Source organism: Treponema sp. OMZ 799 (assembly GCF_024181365.1).
Classification (GTDB): domain Bacteria; phylum Spirochaetota; class Spirochaetia; order Treponematales; family Treponemataceae; genus Treponema_B.
The window spans coordinates 743,656-760,499 of record NZ_CP051301.1 but is presented as its reverse complement, the minus strand read 5'-3'; the positions used below and the strand labels follow the sequence as shown (position 1 = coordinate 760,499).

Genomic DNA, 16,844 nt, shown 5'->3' with positions numbered 1-16,844 from the left:
AACCCGTAATCTTAAAGATTACGGGTTTTTTATAATCCAAACATTTACTTATCGTACTTTATAGATGTTAAAATACTGTTTAATTTTTCCGTCGGGCTTTCATACTCCCTAAAGGTAAAGTAAACATGGTATCCCTTATCCGATACGAGGGTAACGGTTTTACCTATACAGTTATTTACAATGTTTGACTGCTCATATGGGAAATACTTAGGCTTAAGAATAGCCAGATGATAATCTTGTCCGTCATACCTAACCTGAGCCAGATGAGAAGGAAATGGAACTAAGAAAATTAAGAAATGATCTGTCTTACCTCCTCCCAAGGTCAAGCTTGTGCCGGGCTTCATAATGTGAATATTACGCCTTCCTATATTCCTATTTTGGTTTAGAACATAAATCTCGGTCATGCCCGACTGATTGCGTTTTATTTCGATTGTTTCAAAAAAGTTAGCCGGAGACATATAGGTGCCCCTCGGCTCCTTTGCGGCAAAAGAAGCCGCTAAGACACGCCTGCGAAGTACTTCATCATCTTGTTTTTGAGCGGCTATGCGATCCAAATTATCCGCCGAATACATCGAACTTCCATCTCCTGCAAAGTTTTTATTTTCGGAATATATTGAAGTATTCGATGCAGAGTTAAAAGCATTTAAGCGGCTTGCATGATCATCTTCCTCAGAAAGTTGATGAGGATATCTTTTATCCTCTTCCTGATAATTCGGCTGACTGCCTGCAGCATAGCGGGCCTGATTGGAAGATGAGCTTGAACCTCTTCTCCTTGCAAAGAAGACAATCAAGAATATCAGAAGAAGAAGCAAGATAATTGCAAGAAGGATAAACCAAAGAGCATTTGAATCTTTAAGTCTTTGAAAACCTGTGGGGAAGACTGCTAAGGAAGTTTCCATAACCTGAGGTAAAACTCGCTTTCCATCTGCAAATTCAAGCCTCATAATAAGATTATAATTACCTTCCTTGTATTCCGGAGGAAGAAGGGCCGAAACCCGGATCACTACATCCTTTTCACCGGATTTTACCTTTGTATTTTGTGAATCGACAGGTATTTTACTGATATTGGCACCGTTATCAATCACAATATGAGTTAAATGAAGCTCTACATCTTCATCGGAGTTATTCGTTACCTCAAAGGAAAAATCAAGTTTATTACCCTGAGCTTCAAGACCGCCATCAGGAAAATGGATAAAAGGTAAATTTTCCGCATTTTCCGTAATTGTAAATTTGTCATTCTTATCCTTAGAAAGTTCACTGCCTGCAGCACCGGAGGCTTCTTTAAAGTCTTTTGAAACATCGGTAAGACTTCCCTGCCCTGTTCCTGCATCACCTGAGCCGCCCTGAGAAGTACCCGAACCGCCGTAACTTCCTGAGCCGGAAGAACCTCCCGCATAACCGCCTCCTCCCGAAGAAGAACCTGAGGTTCCTGAGGATGAGCTTCCTCCTGCAGAGCTGCCGGTACCCTGAGCCCCGGAACCGCCGCTGCTTCCTCCTGCATATCCGCTGCCGGAATTGTAAAATTCTTCACCGTCCAATCCCCGTATTACGGCATCGGCAGGATAAGGAAGTTTAACATAATAAACCTTCCAGCCTTTTTTTCTGATACTTCCTGCAAGGAGCCCTATTTCATTTTTTATCTGATCATCAGTATAATTTTTATAAGGACTTGATGCAGGAGGATTAAAGATTCCGTCTGAAATTATAATCAGTATTTTTTCTTTTTTATCCGGTAAATTTGAACCGTATTGGCGGGCGTATTGAAGTCCCGTCAAAAAGTCCGAGCTTTTTCCCAACTGGTACAAAAGTAAAAACCTTGAAACGACTCGGGACATATCCTTTTCGCTGTTAATTTTTTGCGACATTTCATAACGTGCATCTGCATTAAAGGATAAAACATGAACAGTATCACCTTTTCTTACAAATTTATCGTTAATTTCAGTCAAGACACGATTATTAATGTCTTCATAGTAGGGAAGGATAGTTCCTGACGTATCCATTAAGATGACAATTTCAGCATTTGTCTTTGCAGTATTTTGAGCAAAGATGGGCGTAAAAAGAACAAACAAAAACAAACACAGAGAAACTCTTTTAAACATTTTTTCCTCCTTTCGGGATGCAGTTAGAAGACTTGCAGGCCTTAAACCAAAACCTGCAAGTCTCAACTAAATTATTTCAAATCCGCGATAGAAATATCTATAATCTTATAGCTCCTTTTTTCGTCATTGACTTCAAATTCAACCTCTTCTCCTTTTTTGCGGTTGAACAATCCGTTTCCTAAAGGCGACATATAAGAAATGATACCGTTTGCAGGATCAGATTCCCATGGTCCTAAAATTGTATACTCTTCTTCATTATTTGTCAAATTGTTTAAGATTTTTACCCGGCTTCCAAAGTAAACTTTCTTTGCAGTTGCAGTGGTGGGGTCAAAAATTTGAGCCCTGTCAAGTTCATCTTGTAATCTTGTAAGAGCATTGTTTAAGCGGGTCTGCTCTTCTTTTGCAGCCTTATACTCGGCATTTTCCCGCAAGTCTCCGAGCGAAAGAGCAAAACCGATGTCCTTCGCATTTTGCGGAATTTTAACATCTCTGATTTCGATAAGCTCCTTGTTCTTAAGATCAAGCATCTTAGCCGTAACAATCAAGCCGTGAGCTGTAACACTCTTTTCCTCAATATCGAAGAATTTAAAGTCCTTATGTTTTTCAACAATTTTAGCTCTAATATTCATCTTAATCACAGGATCCAGATCTTTTATGTCCCCTATAAGGGTATAAAGCCTTGTTATTGTATCCACATCGCTTTCAATTATGAAGTTTTGCAAAAGCTCATCCTTACCGAATAGGATTGTATGTACTTGATGATTGATTTTTCGGTTTTCGGTTGTATTTCTTCTCGATGCAATTTCTCGGTATGTAATATCAAGAATGTGGATAAGCACTATGAGCTGCTGTTCTACGCTGATACCAAGTTCCTTAAACCATTCCTCTTCCTGAATATTTTTAAAGAACCAAATAACGGCACTTCTGTATATTCGGTAGTTTTCAAAACAATCCTTGACCAAATTCTTTACATCGTCGGTAGAACCGGCTTCTATCAGAGCATCCAAGATCTCTGAAGATAAAACCGTGGGGAAGAGTCTTATATATTCTTTTTCCCAATTAGGAATAAGATTTTTTATGTACTTTAAGAATTTTTGACGAAGGGTCTGTCCCTTTATCGAAACCTTATCCTTTATTTGAGCATAGACCTCCATCGGATCTTCAATACGGCTGTAAAGCTCTGCGAAGTTATATTGCTTTACGGCCGAGATCAGCTGCTTGTCTGCAATAAATTCTTTAACAAGAATATAGGCACAAATAACTTGCTCATTTACCTGACTAAAGGCTTTTAAGAAGCCTTCAAAGTAATCAAGCATTTCTCTGAAGGTATCGGATTCGTCATCGCAGGCTTCCGAGGTATCATAGGCATTAAGAAGTTCAATTCTGGCAAAAAAGTTCTTTTGAGCCTTAAATTCGTTTGAAAGTTTTTCTTCAGCGGCAATAGGACGCTCCCTTACGCTGTAAAAGTCGATATTATCCGGATTGATACCGAACATAGGATTCTCTTTTAAGACCTTTCTAGCCTTTGTATTCCAGCTGGTCCATTCACCAGCTGTCAAAAGGGAAGGAACAAGCTCCTGTTTTATCCTTTTCATATCGCAGTTATTGTCAAAGCTCTTTATTATAATCTTCAAAGCCCACTCGGGATCACTCTTTATTTTTTTTGTAAGAATTTCCTTGCTTATTGTAGATTTTAATACCCATATATGCTCTCTGTCCAAGGTTTGGAGGGCTGTAATACCCATTTTAAGACTCATAGAGTGGATATTTTCTTCTCCCTGTTTTTGTTTTTTTGCAAATCTTATTAAAAGTTCATCATCTTTGATTGATTTAATGTGTCCCACACCCCATGTACGGTGGAATACGAAGGAACCCGTATCAAACGAAATATGCTTTTCAAAGTCTGCTATAGCATCAAAAACAGGTCTCCAAGGCTGGGTTATATCTGATACCTTAATACATTCTGCAAGCTGGCTGTGATCTTTATACTTATTTTTAAAACATTCGGTAATTTCTTCACGAGCCCAGTTGTCCTTTTCGTCGTAAGAAAGAATAAGCTTTAAAATATCGATACAGATGTTCCAATTTTCATTTTCCCTGTAATACTGATAAACATCCTGCATCAATATGGAATTACGGCTGTTATCCATAACACCGGTAATCTTAGCCTGTATGCGGAAGAAGAAGTCAATTTCATCAGGTATTAAGGTTACAAGTTTTGACCAGATTTCTTTTACACCGTTTATTTGCTTGCGGTTGATAAAGCGGTACAAGGCCTTTTTGTAGTACTCTATCGATTTTTCGGTATTGCCGTCTTTTTCATATTTTTCGGCTAAAAGTTTAGCAATCTCAGCCTCATCATAATCAACCTTTACCAAGCGCTCCCAAATATCATAAAGGTCTTCACTTCCTGCAGCCTTGTAACATTCAGCCAAGGTGCGGAGGGCAAATTTAGATTCTCCGTATTCGAGAACCTTTTTACAAAGATATTCAACTATTTGCGTTCTGTGGTTGTCGGTAAATATTCCGATTAAGCTTACAACATTTGAATCATCCAAAAGCTGATTTGAAAGAGAAATTATACTTGAAATATAAAGGGCTATTATACTGTTTTTCGTATGTGTTAAATGCTCATCACATATTTCTTTGATTTCATCCACAACATTTTCTTTTTTTGCCGTAGATACTAATTTATATAGATCTTCAAAATTCTTTGTTGTGTAGTTGCCTATAGCTGCTCTGGTCCATTTTTCTTCATTGAGCATCTCTATCAATTGTTTTTGTATATCAGACATAAATCCTCCGAAAATCTGCTATCTCATATAGCAATTATATATATTTTGATCTAATACTTTTATCCGCAAAAGCAGGTCATCTATTTTTGACTTGCTTTCATTTACACTCACATAATGGTCTATCAGCCAAAAATAATGATTTATTAAACGCGGAACAAGCTTATGTTTTTGTTCTTGAGAGGCATTTTGAACCTCGCCTTCCATCAAAAAGATATTTTGCTTTAGCTGCCCTACTTCAAAAGCCCTAAGCTCCCGCTTTACATTAAAGACCCCGTCAATAACGCCGTAAACAGGCAGCCAATAAGCGATATCTTCAACCTTATAGCCAAGATTATAAACTCTATGAATAAGCCTGCAAATAATTTCCGATTCAAGAAATTGCAGCTCAATCCCTTCAGGATTTATAAAAAAGGCTTCCCGAAAAAAAGCTTTTGCAAATTTTATTTCCCCATATAGGGCGTAACAATCGGCCAAATCTGCTAAAACCGCTCCCGAATTCTTGTCTATCTCGGCGGCATACCTCAAAAAATCAAGGGCCCTTTCATAGTTTCCGAGAACCTTATAACAAAGACCTATTTTACGGTAAGGCTCTGCATCGGGCAGCTCTGACTCTTCATTAAATAGGTCTGCGTAAAATTCCAAAGCAATCGTAAAAACGGCACATTTTAAAGAATATATGATAGATTCTTTTTCTTCTCCCTGGCGGTGAATATAAGCTAAAAAAGGCTTCCACTGAGAAATCATCATCTCAGCCCTTTCTAATGGAGTCGAAGCTTTTTTTGCTTTTTCAAGCTTATCCTCCCAAAACCGCACGCCCTTTAGAGTATAGTCGATTTCTGCATTCTCCAAGTCATCCCTTAATAACCTTTCAAGCTCGGCATAGGACCCTCTTAGATCTCCCTGCTTGAGGATGTTTAATGCATTATTCAATTTACTCTGTACGGGTCTCTCACTCATAATATCCTCAATTTATTATTGTACATAAAAAAACGATTTTAGTCAATTGTGCATATTAACTCATTTTTCTATAATATGCTTTACTCTCTTGAAAAAATATACAATTTATGTTAAAGTATGCAATCGGGAATGTTCATTTTCGTTATATGCAGTATGCTTTTAAATCATATTTTCTCCTTTATATAATAGACTTGAATAATCCCTAATACTTTTATAAGGACGGTTTTTATGAGCCAAGAAAAAAAACTTGTAATGATCGACGGTAATACTGCTGCCGGTCACGTTGCCCACGCCTTAAGCGAGGTAATTGCCATTTACCCGATCACACCGTCAAGTCCGATGGGTGAGGTCGCTGATGAATATTCAGCCCGCGGAAGAGAAAATATTTGGGGCACTGTTCCCGATGTTGTTGAGCTTCAATCCGAAGGAGGTGCTGCAGGTGCCGTACACGGTGCCTTAACCACAGGAGCCCTTTCCTCAACATTTACCGCATCTCAGGGCTTGCTCTTGATGATACCGAATATGTACAAAATAGCCGGCGAATTGACCAGCACTGTTTTCCACATTGCTGCCCGTGCCGTAGCTTGCAGTGCTCTTTCTATCTTCGGAGATCACCAAGACGTAATGGCTTGCCGCCAGACAGGTTGGGCTATGTTGGCATCCAACTCGGTTCAGGAAGTTATGGACCTTGCCATTATTTCACATGCATCTACTTTAGAAGCAAGAGTTCCCTTCCTCCACTTTTTTGACGGATTTAGAACTTCTCACGAGATTCAAAAGATAGAAGAAGTTTCTTACGATATTATGCGCCAGATGGTAAGCGATGAACTTGTTCGAGCTCACCGAAAGCGCGGTTTAACCCCTGAAAATCCCGAGCTTCGCGGAACTGCACAAAACCCGGACATTTACTTCCAGGGAAGAGAAGCTGTAAACAAATACTACCTTGCTACTCCCGAAATTGTTCAAAAACAAATGGATAAGTATGCAAAACTTACCGGAAGACAATATCACCTTTACGACTATTACGGAGCAAAGGATGCCGAACAGGTTATCATCATTATGGGCTCCGGAGCCGACACTGTTGAAGAAACGGTAGATGAGCTCAATGCAAAGGGAGGAAAATACGGTCTTTTAAAAGTAAGGCTTTACAGACCCTTCAGTGCCGAACACTTTGTAAAAGCCCTTCCTGCAACAGTAAAGGGTATCGCAGTTCTTGACAGATGTAAGGAACCCGGTTCTCTCGGTGAACCCCTCTACGAAGATGTAAGAACAGCAATCGGCGAAATGCAGGCTGCAAAAAAATGCCCCTTTACCCACTATCCCGTTATCATCGGCGGGCGCTACGGTCTCGGTTCAAAAGAATTTACACCGGCCATGGTTAAGGGAGTATTCGACAACCTTGAAGGCGAAAAGAAAAATAATTTCTCTGTAGGTATCGAAGATGACGTTACAAACACAAGCATCAAGTACGATCCCAACTTCAAGCTTGAAGACAAGGACATGCATCAGGCTATGTTCTTCGGTCTCGGTTCAGACGGTACTGTAGGCGCCAACAAAAACTCAATTAAGATCATCGGTGAAGCTACAGACAACAAGGCTCAGGCCTACTTCTCCTATGACAGTAAAAAATCGGGCGGTTTTACGATCTCTCACTTGAGATTCGGAAAACACTCAATCCGAAAGCCCTACTTAATTACAAATGCAGACTTCGTTGCCTGCCATAAGTTCAGCTATCTTGAAACCTACGATATGCTCCACAGCCTTAAAAAAGGCGGAACCTTCCTCTTGAACGCTCCTTACGGAAAGAACGAGATTTGGGATAATATGCCCATCGAGGTTCAAAAGCAGATTATCGAAAAAGAAGCAAAATTCTATGTAATCGATGCTATCAAGATTGCAGAAAATGCCGGCATGGGCAACCGAATCAACGTTGTTATGCAGACAGCCTTCTTCAAAATCTTCGGAATCTTGCCTGAAGCCGAAGCCGTAGACCTAATCAAAAAATTCATTGAAAAATCCTACGGAAAGAAAGGCCCCGAAATCGTTCAAAAGAACATCAAAACCATAGATATGGCTCTTGAAGGAGTTGAAAAGGTTGACTATCCCAAGACAGCAACAAGCAAGCTCAAGATGCACCCTGCAATCACAGGCAATGCACCCGACTTTGTAAAGAATGTTTTGGGCAAGGTTGCTATCCAAAAAGGCGACGATATCAAGGTAAGCGAAATGCCTGAAGACGGAACCTTCCCCACAGCCACTACTCAATATGAAAAGAGAGCTATCGCAGAACATGTTCCGATATGGAAGAGCGATCTCTGCATTCAGTGCGGTCAGTGTACTGTTGTTTGTCCTCATGCCTGTATCAGAATGAAGGCCTATGACGGCTCTCTCTTGGCAAAGGCACCTCAGGGCTTTAAATCCTGCGATTATAAGGGCAAGGAATTTGAAGGCGCCAAGTTCACAATTCAAGTTTCGGTTGAAGATTGTACAGGCTGCGGCCTTTGCGTTCAACAGTGTCCTGCAAAGTCCAAGGAAAATCCCGAAATCAAGGCTATCAACATGGAAAACTTTGTTGAAAACCGAAAGCAGGAAGCTGCTAACTGGGACTTCTTCTTCAACGATATTCCGGATCCGGATGTAAAGAAACTTAACTTGAGCGTTCCCAAGGGTATCGGTATGAAGCGCCCGCTCTTCGAGTTCTCCGGAGCTTGTGCAGGCTGCGGTGAAACTCCCTACGTAAAACTTCTTTCACAGCTTTTCGGAGACAGAGCCATTATTGCAAACGCAACAGGCTGTTCTTCAATTTACGGCGGAAACTTGCCGACCACACCTTATGCAAAACGATGCGACGGAAGAGGACCTGCATGGTCTAACTCCTTGTTTGAAGATGCAGCAGAGTTCGGTTACGGTATGAGATTAACAAGCGATAAGCTTGCAGTTTATGCCCGTGAAGTTGCCGCTAAGGTAAAGGAAAAGGGAATTGCAGCCGGCGTAATCGACAAGATTCTCAATAACACTCAAGAAGATGATGCCGCTATCGAAGATCAGAGAAGCTTCGTTGCAGAGCTCAAAAAAGAACTGGCCGGTTCAAAAGACGAGTTGGCCAAGGAATTGGATTCTTTAACCGACCACTTTATCAAGCGCTCCGTTTGGATCCTCGGAGGAGACGGATGGGCCTACGATATCGGTTACGGCGGTTTGGATCATGTTCTTGCCTCAGGCAAAAACATCAATGTTCTTGTAATGGACACTGAAGTTTACTCAAATACCGGCGGACAGATGTCAAAGGCAACTCCTATCGGTGCCGTTGCAAAATTTGCAGCTTCCGGTAAGGATATAAGCAAAAAAGACTTAGGCATGATGGCTATGAGCTACGGCTATGTTTATGTTGCCCACATTTCGATGGGTGCAAATATGAGCCAGGTAATCAAAGCCTTCCGCGAAGCCGAAAGCTATGACGGACCTTCGATTATCATCGCTTACAGTCACTGTATCAACCACGGTATCAACATGACCAAGGGTATGACAAACCAAAAAGAAGCTGTAACATGCGGTTTATGGCCCCTTTACAGATACGATCCGAGACTCGTCGAGCAGGGCAAAAACCCCTTCCAGCTTGACAGCAAGGAACCCGACTTTAATCTTGCCGACTTTATGTACAAAGAAGTCCGCTTCAAGACCTTAAAGAACGCCGATCCAGCAAGAGCTCAGATGCTCTTGGATAAGGCTGTTGCTAAGGCTAAGAGGCAGTGGCAGGAATACAAGTATTTGGCTGACAGGCCCTTCTAAAACTTAGGGGGAAAGGAAAACTTTTTCGGATAAAAGTTTTCCTTTCCCCTAACTCTATATCAGATATAAAATTATAAAACCATCAAAATAAAAACTCCACAAAAGTAGAAAAAACAGTTGAAAAAAACTCTCATTAGAAAAACCATCCAAAAAAGGTTCTTGGGTTACTTTTTTGGCCGGTTTTCGGCTGAAGCGGCACGTAGGACAACCCAAGAGACGTTCTGCGTGCCCTTTCTTTATTTATGGAGTTTTTTTGTGGTAGTAGTAACATTTTCCAGCCTTAAAGGCGGAACAGGGAAGTCATCGGTTGCAATTATAGTATCGATGGCTTTAAAAGCAGCTGGAAAGCGAGTATTGACAATAGACATGGACATTAATAATTCAATGTCATTCTATTTTTTAGAAGATGGTAATGAAAGTGAAAGAAAAAACATCGCCTATGCTTTGCAAGGTGAATCTCTTCTTGATTTTACCATCCATACAAACAAAGGTGTTGATATAATCCCCTCCAGTCTTAGACTTGTAGACTTGAGAGCTATGTCTGTAAATGTCTTGAAAAGACTTATCCCAAGCCTTGAAAATTCCTATGATGTAGTAACTATTGACACGGCACCAACTTACGACAACATCGTACTGAATGCTGTGAACGCTTCCGATTATGTTATAACACCGATAAATTACTCTCAGTTTGATTTTAACTCTTCAATTTTTTTAGGGCAAAAGCTCAGAATGGAAACGGACCATTTTGATAAATGGTTCTTGTTTTTTAACGGCCATGAAAGCCGTTATGATGAAAATCCTGAAAGTTTACAAAACCAGTATAAAGAACTTTTTAAACAAAATGAAACTTTCGGAACAAAAGTATTAGATATTACATTCCCATTCACTAGAAACATAAGGAAATTCGCCGATGCCGGCGAAATAATTCAAAACAAAGGACAGACTCTAAAACTTCATAAATCCGTATGTGATTTATGTTCCGTCATTATGGACGAAGAAATTCGTCCTGAAAAATTTTAGGGGTAAATTATGACACTATATGAAAAACTATACAAATCCTTAAAAGAAGAGTTTGCAAAAGATTCACTTAAACCGATTTCTAAACAGGCAAAAAAGCTGCTTGAAAAAATTATAGCAAATCAAGAATTGTACCCGGTTGCAGTGAAGATAAACAAAGCTAAAAACACAATGACTATTCGGTATGATAGTAGCATGCCTTCAAGCTTCCCTGAGTTTGTTCTCCTTGTAAAAGAATTTTCATATGGTAAAGAATATTATCCTATTCAAGAGATTTATTTTAATGACCAAGGAATTATCGGAAACGTTGAGCTGGTACCGATCGGATATAGTTTTATCATGGGCAGCAAAAAGCAAAAACAGAGTACCGCACACTGCCGACTGATGATTGAACATATCAATAGAAAAAAATTAGCCTCAAGTGAGGCTAATTAAAGGAGAAAGAAAATGAAATTTACTGCCATAGATATTATTGAAATTATAGGTCTGTCAACTATATCTTTTGTCTCTTTTAACATTATCCGTGACACGTTTAAAGAAGCCGAGCATTCTATTGGAGATTATATTATTAAAGGGGCTGCAGTAAGTATAGTAATTGTTCTTTTGCTAATAAAGATTATTCATATTTATAACGACGGAATATTAAAAAATAAAGAAGATAGTCAATATGTACAAAAAATATCATATTCCATATCTTCAAAAGAAATAGTTAGAGAAAAAGATAAAATAACATACAATCTTAATTTTGAAATAAAGAGTTCTGCAGATATTAAAAATCATACTATTTATATCACAAAAGAAGAGTATGATTTATTGAAAGAGGGAGACATTCTTCCTTGTTTGTATAACACAGAAACAAAATCAATAAAACTTGATGAAAAAGAGTTTGCTAAACTTATTAAATCCTTAAAAGATAAGGAGAACTCTCAATGAAAAACTATACATCAATACAGCATAATCATAGGCATAAGATGATTGAAAGAGATTTTATTGAATCTGCAATAGTAAATACACCGGAACTTTCGTATAAATATCAAATTTATATATTAAAAAATGGGTATACGGTAAAGAAACATTATAGAAAAACTTTATCGGCGGCATATAAAGTTCAAAATAAAAATATAGGAGAATAAAAAAATGGCAAAATTAACGGCATTAAGCAACATGGGCAAAGCCTCTATAGCTAATTCAGGAGCAAGTGAACTATCTGTTATGGTTCCAATAGATACCATAAATTTAAAAGACGAATTTAAAAATCTGTTTCCGTTAAATGGAAATATGGTAGATACAATTACAGAAAATATATTATCCGATACTTACGATAAAAGCCAACCTATTCATGTATGGAAAGAAGGGATGGTTTTAGTCGATGGTCATCATAGACTTGCTGCTGCAAAAAAGGCAGGATTAAAAGAAATACCCGTATTCTATCATTATTTTAAAGATTTGGAAGAAGCTCTAGCCTATGCTATTAAACTTCAAACCGATAGAAGAAATCTATCGGATGGAGAGCTTTTAAAAATATTACAGACTCTTGATCAAATAAAACAGGCAGGAAGGATAGCCTTAGATTCCAACGAAAAGGCTTCCGGTAAATCCGCCGAAATCACAGCTAAAAAAATAGGAGTTTCAAGATCTAAAGTTGAAAAGGTTAGAACAATTCAAAATAAAGCTTCGGAAGAAATTAAAAAGGCTGTTGAAGATGGAGAGATGTCTATCAATGCAGCTTATAATGCCGTTCAAAATACATCAAAAGAAAATGAAGTTTCTATAATCGTGGAGTCCTATACTTGTGAATTGGAAGTGAGTAAAAAACAAGTCAAACGGCTTGAAGCTTTTTTCAAAAAAGAAAATATAAAATATTTTTTAGTAAAGAAGCTTTAAAATATATTAGCGACTGGAGGAAGATATGTTTTTTATTTTTTTATTTATTTCTATTATTTTACTGACGTTATCTATTATTTTAAAGATTTTTAAAATAGGAGAATATTTTGGACGATCTCGTCAGGATTATTTGATTGTTTTATATGTAATTCTTTTTTTTGTTACTTTGACAATCATAATAACGCTAAAATAGGGTTTCAAACAAGAAAACATAAAATATTCTTTAGAAAAGAAAGTTTAAAATATATTAGGGGAAAATAAAAATGAAAGAACTTATAGTCAATAATTTTGCAGGTATTAAAAAAAACAAATTTGAAATATCACATCTTACAATCTTTCAAGGTTATGGCTCAAGAGAAATTTTACGTCTCATTGCAGCTTTAGAGTGGATTGAAAAAAATATGTTTATGATAAATTTGGAATTATCTGAATTTTTTAATAAAAAAACAAAAGAAAATATATTTTCGAAAAATATCCAAGATGTTTTGAGTTTTCAAAATATTCATAATTTTATTTCAACAAAAACTAAAATTGTGTATAAAACAGATTTTACTATTTTTACTCTTTATGGAAATAATTGTAATATAAAAAAAGTAAAAAACTCACCTAAAATATATTTAAGGCCTAAAATCCATCATATTCCTGAAGGAAGAGAATTTGTATACTACATATTGCAATTGCATAAAGTTAGAGGAATTCAATCGGTATTATATGAATTTTATTCTTCTGCAATTGAAGTATATAGAACTCTTAAAAACACAAATATGTGTTTTACATTAAATGATGATGTATTCAATGTTTATCTTAAAGATTTAGAAGAAATATTAAAAATTAATGTAAAGACAAAAGATTATCCATCAGGACAAAGTCTTGATTATTTTGAAGATGGGATAAAATCTATAGTTCTTATTATCATGTTTTTTGAAGCATCCGGAAAAATAAGTTCAAGAGATAACTTATCTTCAATGGATTTTAAAAATAAAATAAATAATAAATTTTTAAATTTTTTAGCAAAAGAAAATTTTACTAAACAAGAGATTGAAAAATATATAAATTCTTCAAAATTACTATCGAATGGATTAAAAAAATTTTTATTTGAAAATAAAATAATACATAAAACTCCTTCAAAAAATATAACTGAAAATATAAATTTAGATTATAAAATACGAAAGATATTTGAAGGCTATTACACAGAATATTATCAATATATTATTGAGTCAATTGATTCCAATATACAAAAGAAATTTCAAGAATCTTTTTTTAGTCATCTAATGAATAAATTAAATAATAATGATTATTTGATAATATCTACGATAGATAATTTTATCTACAAAAAATATATAAAAAACAAAAAAAATATTTTTGATTATAGAATCTATTTTGTGGAAAGAAAATAATATCGGAATCATTGGAGAAATAGAACTTAATTTTATTGATGAAAAATTATTACTTGATTTTGAACAAAAGGAGAAGATGAAAAATGAAAAAGATTGATTATTGGGATTTAGCCGACAGTGAGCGTTTATATTATACAAGCGTAAATGAAGCAGTTGAGGGAATTTTAAAAAAAATCCAAAAAGAAGAAAGAGAAATACCGAAAGTCTTAACATTAACAGGTTTTGCAAAAATGGAGCCTGATGTAAAAGGTGAGGCAACTTGTATTTTAGATGATTTTCTACAATCTTTGGATTGTAATTTTAATTATTTCGATGACGTTGCTACAGAACCCACAGAAAGAATGAAAAAGGCAGCAGAAAAGTTTGTAAGGGAAGTATTAAAAGATTATGAAGTTTCTAATTGCGAGCTTGCTTGTACAAAAGAAGTGAATATCAAACTATGGATTAAAAGACATCCTGATTGGGATAAATAAAAGGAGATATAGTTTATGGAATTTGATAAGTCAAGAGTATATACGGCGGTAAATGCCGATGAGTTGAAGATTGGGAGTAAGTGCATTTTTGCAGATACGGTAAAAGGCTTGCGAAGAAAAGTAGAAGAAGACGCTGATTGTGTTGAAACATTTTACAGACTACATAACACCGGTGCTGATAACTTGTTCGTAGGTAATAATTATGCGTATTGTTACGCCTATCTCATCGAATCGCCCAACGAACCGAAGTACAAGCCGTTTGAAAGCGTGAAAAAGCGACGGAAGCAATTAAAAAACACGGCGGGTGGATAAAATGTAGAAAAAGCTCTCTTGCTTTTTTTATAGTTGCGTATGATGAAAAATCAATTCGCACTTACATTAGTGGACTGACTGGCGGATTAAATACGGAAGATCTTTATAACAGATATGTCTTTGCCGACGACGGTAGCCCTTGCGGGGAATTGTAATGACCTACTTATCTGTATGCAGCGGTATAGAAGCTGCAACAGTTGCATGGAAGCCGTTAGGCTTTAAGCCTGTAGGTTTTGCAGAAATAGAACCGTTCCCGTGTGAACTGTTAAAGCAAAAACCCAAGTCAAAGAATTCTTTGACGGTAAAACGGGCGATCCTATGGATATTCCGTTTTAATAGTTTTGATAAACTTATCGAAGGAGAAATTCAATAAATATAAAAGATAAGGAGTGAACAAAATGAAACAAACATTTCCGGTAGTTTTTAATGAAAAAACATTAAAAGAATTAAAAAACAAAATGTACATTGGAGTCGGAGGAGACAGTACAGAATATATTGTAGGAGAAACAATATTAAATGCTGATAGTCCTACCGAACAGGCAACATGGTATAGGGCCGCAAGAGTAAGCCTTATAGACGAGTTTGAAAATCTCTGTGACTTTCTGATAGCAGGAGAAACAGATAAAGCAGTAAGTCTTGCATATTCGATCAAAGAGTATCTAATTGAAGCAGACTCTACTTGCCATGAAACAGTTAAACGTTTTAAGGCAAAACTTGAAGAAATGACAGAATAAAATTAAGGAGAGAAAAATGAAAACATTAAATTCGGTAATCATTGAAGGAAACATGGTTAGGGAACCTGTTTTTAAAATTACATCAAATGGAACGGCTACATGTAATTTTTCCATAGCTGCAAATAGGAGTTACAAAAAAGGTGATGAGTTTATGCAAGAAACATCCTATTTTGATGTAGAAACATGGGCACATCTTGCAAAGTTATGTGATGAAAACGGAGCCAAGGGTAGATGTGTGCGTGTTGTAGGTAGACTTAAACAAGATAGATGGACTGATTTAGAGGGTAAAAAATGCAGCAAGGTAAAAATAATTGCTGAACATGTAGAGTTTAAACCTATTCCTGAAAAGGATAATAAAGGAATGAATTATGATTAACAATCTTTTAATAGGCGATTGTAGAAATATACTTCCCTCTCTTCCTGATAAGCTCGTTCAATGCGTAGTTACAAGCCCTCCTTATTTTAACTTACGGGATTATGGAGTAGAAGGTCAAATAGGATTAGAGGACTCAGTAGAGGATTATGTTAATTCCTTAGTCAATGTATTCCGTGAAGTAAAGCGGATATTAAAAGATGACGGTACCTTATGGCTTAATCTCGGAGATAGTTATGCAGGAAGCGGCAAGAATAGGAACGCAAAAGGCATAGACTATGGACTTAAAGAAGAATATGAAGATGCACACCATAAAGGAAGACGACAAGGCCTAATTAAAAAAACACCTCTTTCCGGGAAACTCAAACCTAAAGATTTGATAGGAGTCCCTTGGAGAGTTGCCTTTGCTCTGCAGGATGACGGCCGGTATTTAAGACAGGATATTATTTGGAATAAACCTAATGTCATGCCGGAAGCAGTAAAAGACAGATGCACAAAAAGTCATGAGTATATTTTTCTTTTATCAAAAAACAAAAACTATTATTTTGATAATGAAGCCATTAAAGAAGAAGCTAGTACTTTTGAAAATCGGCCGCATGGAATTGTACGGAACAGAATATATGAGTACGACAGTAAATTAAACGCTATGAATCCTAAATATAATATGAGACGTGATGATAAAAGGGATGCTATAAAATCCTCTCATCCTCAAAAAAGACTTAATCGAAAGGACAGCAGTTATGATATAACAAAACGCAATAAAAGAGATGTATGGACTGTCAACACTAGACCATATACAGAAGCTCATTTTGCGGCTTTCCCTCCGGCTTTGATACAACCTTGTATTTTAGCTGGAAGCCATGAAGGATATATAATCCTTGATCCGTTTTTTGGTTCAGGTACTGTGGCAGAAGTAGCGGCTTTATTTAACAGGAACTGGATAGGAATAGACATAAATGAAGAATACGCCCCTCTGTATAAAAAGAGGCTGGGTCTCTTTGCTTCATAAAGTGA

At 36.8% G+C, this 16,844-nt stretch carries 16 protein-coding genes; 13 read left to right on the top strand and 3 right to left on the bottom strand.

Annotated elements, in window-relative coordinates; genetic code table 11:
* Positions 1-44: 44 nt before the first annotated feature.
* The 3 genes from E4O04_RS03445 to E4O04_RS03435 all read right to left on the bottom strand — a co-directional run bounded on the left by E4O04_RS03445 (position 45) and on the right by E4O04_RS03435 (position 5,851).
* Entirely contained in the window at positions 45-2,099 is a 2,055-nt protein-coding gene (locus E4O04_RS03445; RefSeq protein ID WP_253685503.1) for a vWA domain-containing protein, read from the bottom strand.
* A 71-nt stretch (positions 2,100-2,170) separates the two neighbouring features.
* Complete coding sequence (greA, locus tag E4O04_RS03440) at positions 2,171-4,894, bottom strand: transcription elongation factor GreA (protein ID WP_253709899.1); 2,724 nt, start codon at positions 4,892-4,894, stop codon at positions 2,171-2,173.
* A gap of 18 nt (positions 4,895-4,912) precedes the next feature.
* Entirely contained in the window at positions 4,913-5,851 is a 939-nt protein-coding gene (locus E4O04_RS03435; protein ID WP_253685507.1) for a tetratricopeptide repeat protein, read from the bottom strand.
* Between the two features lie 228 nt (positions 5,852-6,079).
* Between E4O04_RS03435 and nifJ the strand changes: the two genes are divergently transcribed.
* The 13 genes from nifJ (at position 6,080) to E4O04_RS03370 (ending at position 16,839) form a co-directional block, all read left to right on the top strand.
* Complete coding sequence (gene nifJ / locus E4O04_RS03430; RefSeq protein ID WP_253709896.1) at positions 6,080-9,640, top strand: pyruvate:ferredoxin (flavodoxin) oxidoreductase; 3,561 nt, start codon at positions 6,080-6,082, stop codon at positions 9,638-9,640.
* A gap of 255 nt (positions 9,641-9,895) precedes the next feature.
* Positions 9,896-10,660 (top strand): ParA family protein, encoded by a 765-nt coding sequence (locus E4O04_RS03425; RefSeq protein ID WP_253707689.1) that lies wholly within the window; start codon positions 9,896-9,898, stop codon positions 10,658-10,660.
* Between the two features lie 9 nt (positions 10,661-10,669).
* Positions 10,670-11,092: a hypothetical protein gene (locus E4O04_RS03420; RefSeq protein ID WP_253707688.1), complete on the top strand. Its 423-nt coding sequence runs from the start codon at positions 10,670-10,672 to the stop codon at positions 11,090-11,092.
* Positions 11,093-11,104: 12 nt separating this feature from the next.
* Positions 11,105-11,590: a hypothetical protein gene (locus E4O04_RS03415; protein WP_253707686.1), complete on the top strand. Its 486-nt coding sequence runs from the start codon at positions 11,105-11,107 to the stop codon at positions 11,588-11,590.
* Complete coding sequence (locus E4O04_RS03410; RefSeq protein ID WP_253707684.1) at positions 11,587-11,790, top strand: hypothetical protein; 204 nt, start codon at positions 11,587-11,589, stop codon at positions 11,788-11,790. The genes E4O04_RS03415 and E4O04_RS03410 overlap by 4 nt, the downstream gene beginning before the upstream one ends.
* Before the next feature lie 4 nt (positions 11,791-11,794).
* On the top strand, positions 11,795-12,541 hold the full coding sequence (locus E4O04_RS03405) for a ParB/RepB/Spo0J family partition protein (RefSeq protein WP_253707683.1): 747 nt from the start codon (positions 11,795-11,797) through the stop codon (positions 12,539-12,541).
* A gap of 263 nt (positions 12,542-12,804) precedes the next feature.
* On the top strand, positions 12,805-13,938 hold the full coding sequence (locus E4O04_RS03400) for a hypothetical protein (protein WP_253707681.1): 1,134 nt from the start codon (positions 12,805-12,807) through the stop codon (positions 13,936-13,938).
* Between the two features lie 83 nt (positions 13,939-14,021).
* A complete protein-coding gene (locus E4O04_RS03395) occupies positions 14,022-14,411 on the top strand; it encodes a hypothetical protein (protein ID WP_253707679.1) in 390 nt (129 codons plus the stop codon).
* Positions 14,412-14,426: 15 nt separating this feature from the next.
* Positions 14,427-14,723: a hypothetical protein gene (locus E4O04_RS03390; protein WP_253707677.1), complete on the top strand. Its 297-nt coding sequence runs from the start codon at positions 14,427-14,429 to the stop codon at positions 14,721-14,723.
* Positions 14,724-14,877: 154 nt separating this feature from the next.
* A complete protein-coding gene (locus tag E4O04_RS03385) occupies positions 14,878-15,096 on the top strand; it encodes a hypothetical protein (protein ID WP_253707676.1) in 219 nt (72 codons plus the stop codon).
* A gap of 25 nt (positions 15,097-15,121) precedes the next feature.
* Entirely contained in the window at positions 15,122-15,457 is a 336-nt protein-coding gene (locus E4O04_RS03380; protein WP_253707674.1) for a hypothetical protein, read from the top strand.
* Positions 15,458-15,473: 16 nt separating this feature from the next.
* Entirely contained in the window at positions 15,474-15,833 is a 360-nt protein-coding gene (locus E4O04_RS03375; protein WP_253707672.1) for a single-stranded DNA-binding protein, read from the top strand.
* On the top strand, positions 15,826-16,839 hold the full coding sequence (locus E4O04_RS03370) for a DNA-methyltransferase (protein WP_253707671.1): 1,014 nt from the start codon (positions 15,826-15,828) through the stop codon (positions 16,837-16,839). Before E4O04_RS03375 ends, E4O04_RS03370 begins: the two co-directional genes overlap by 8 nt.
* Positions 16,840-16,844 lie beyond the last annotated feature (5 nt).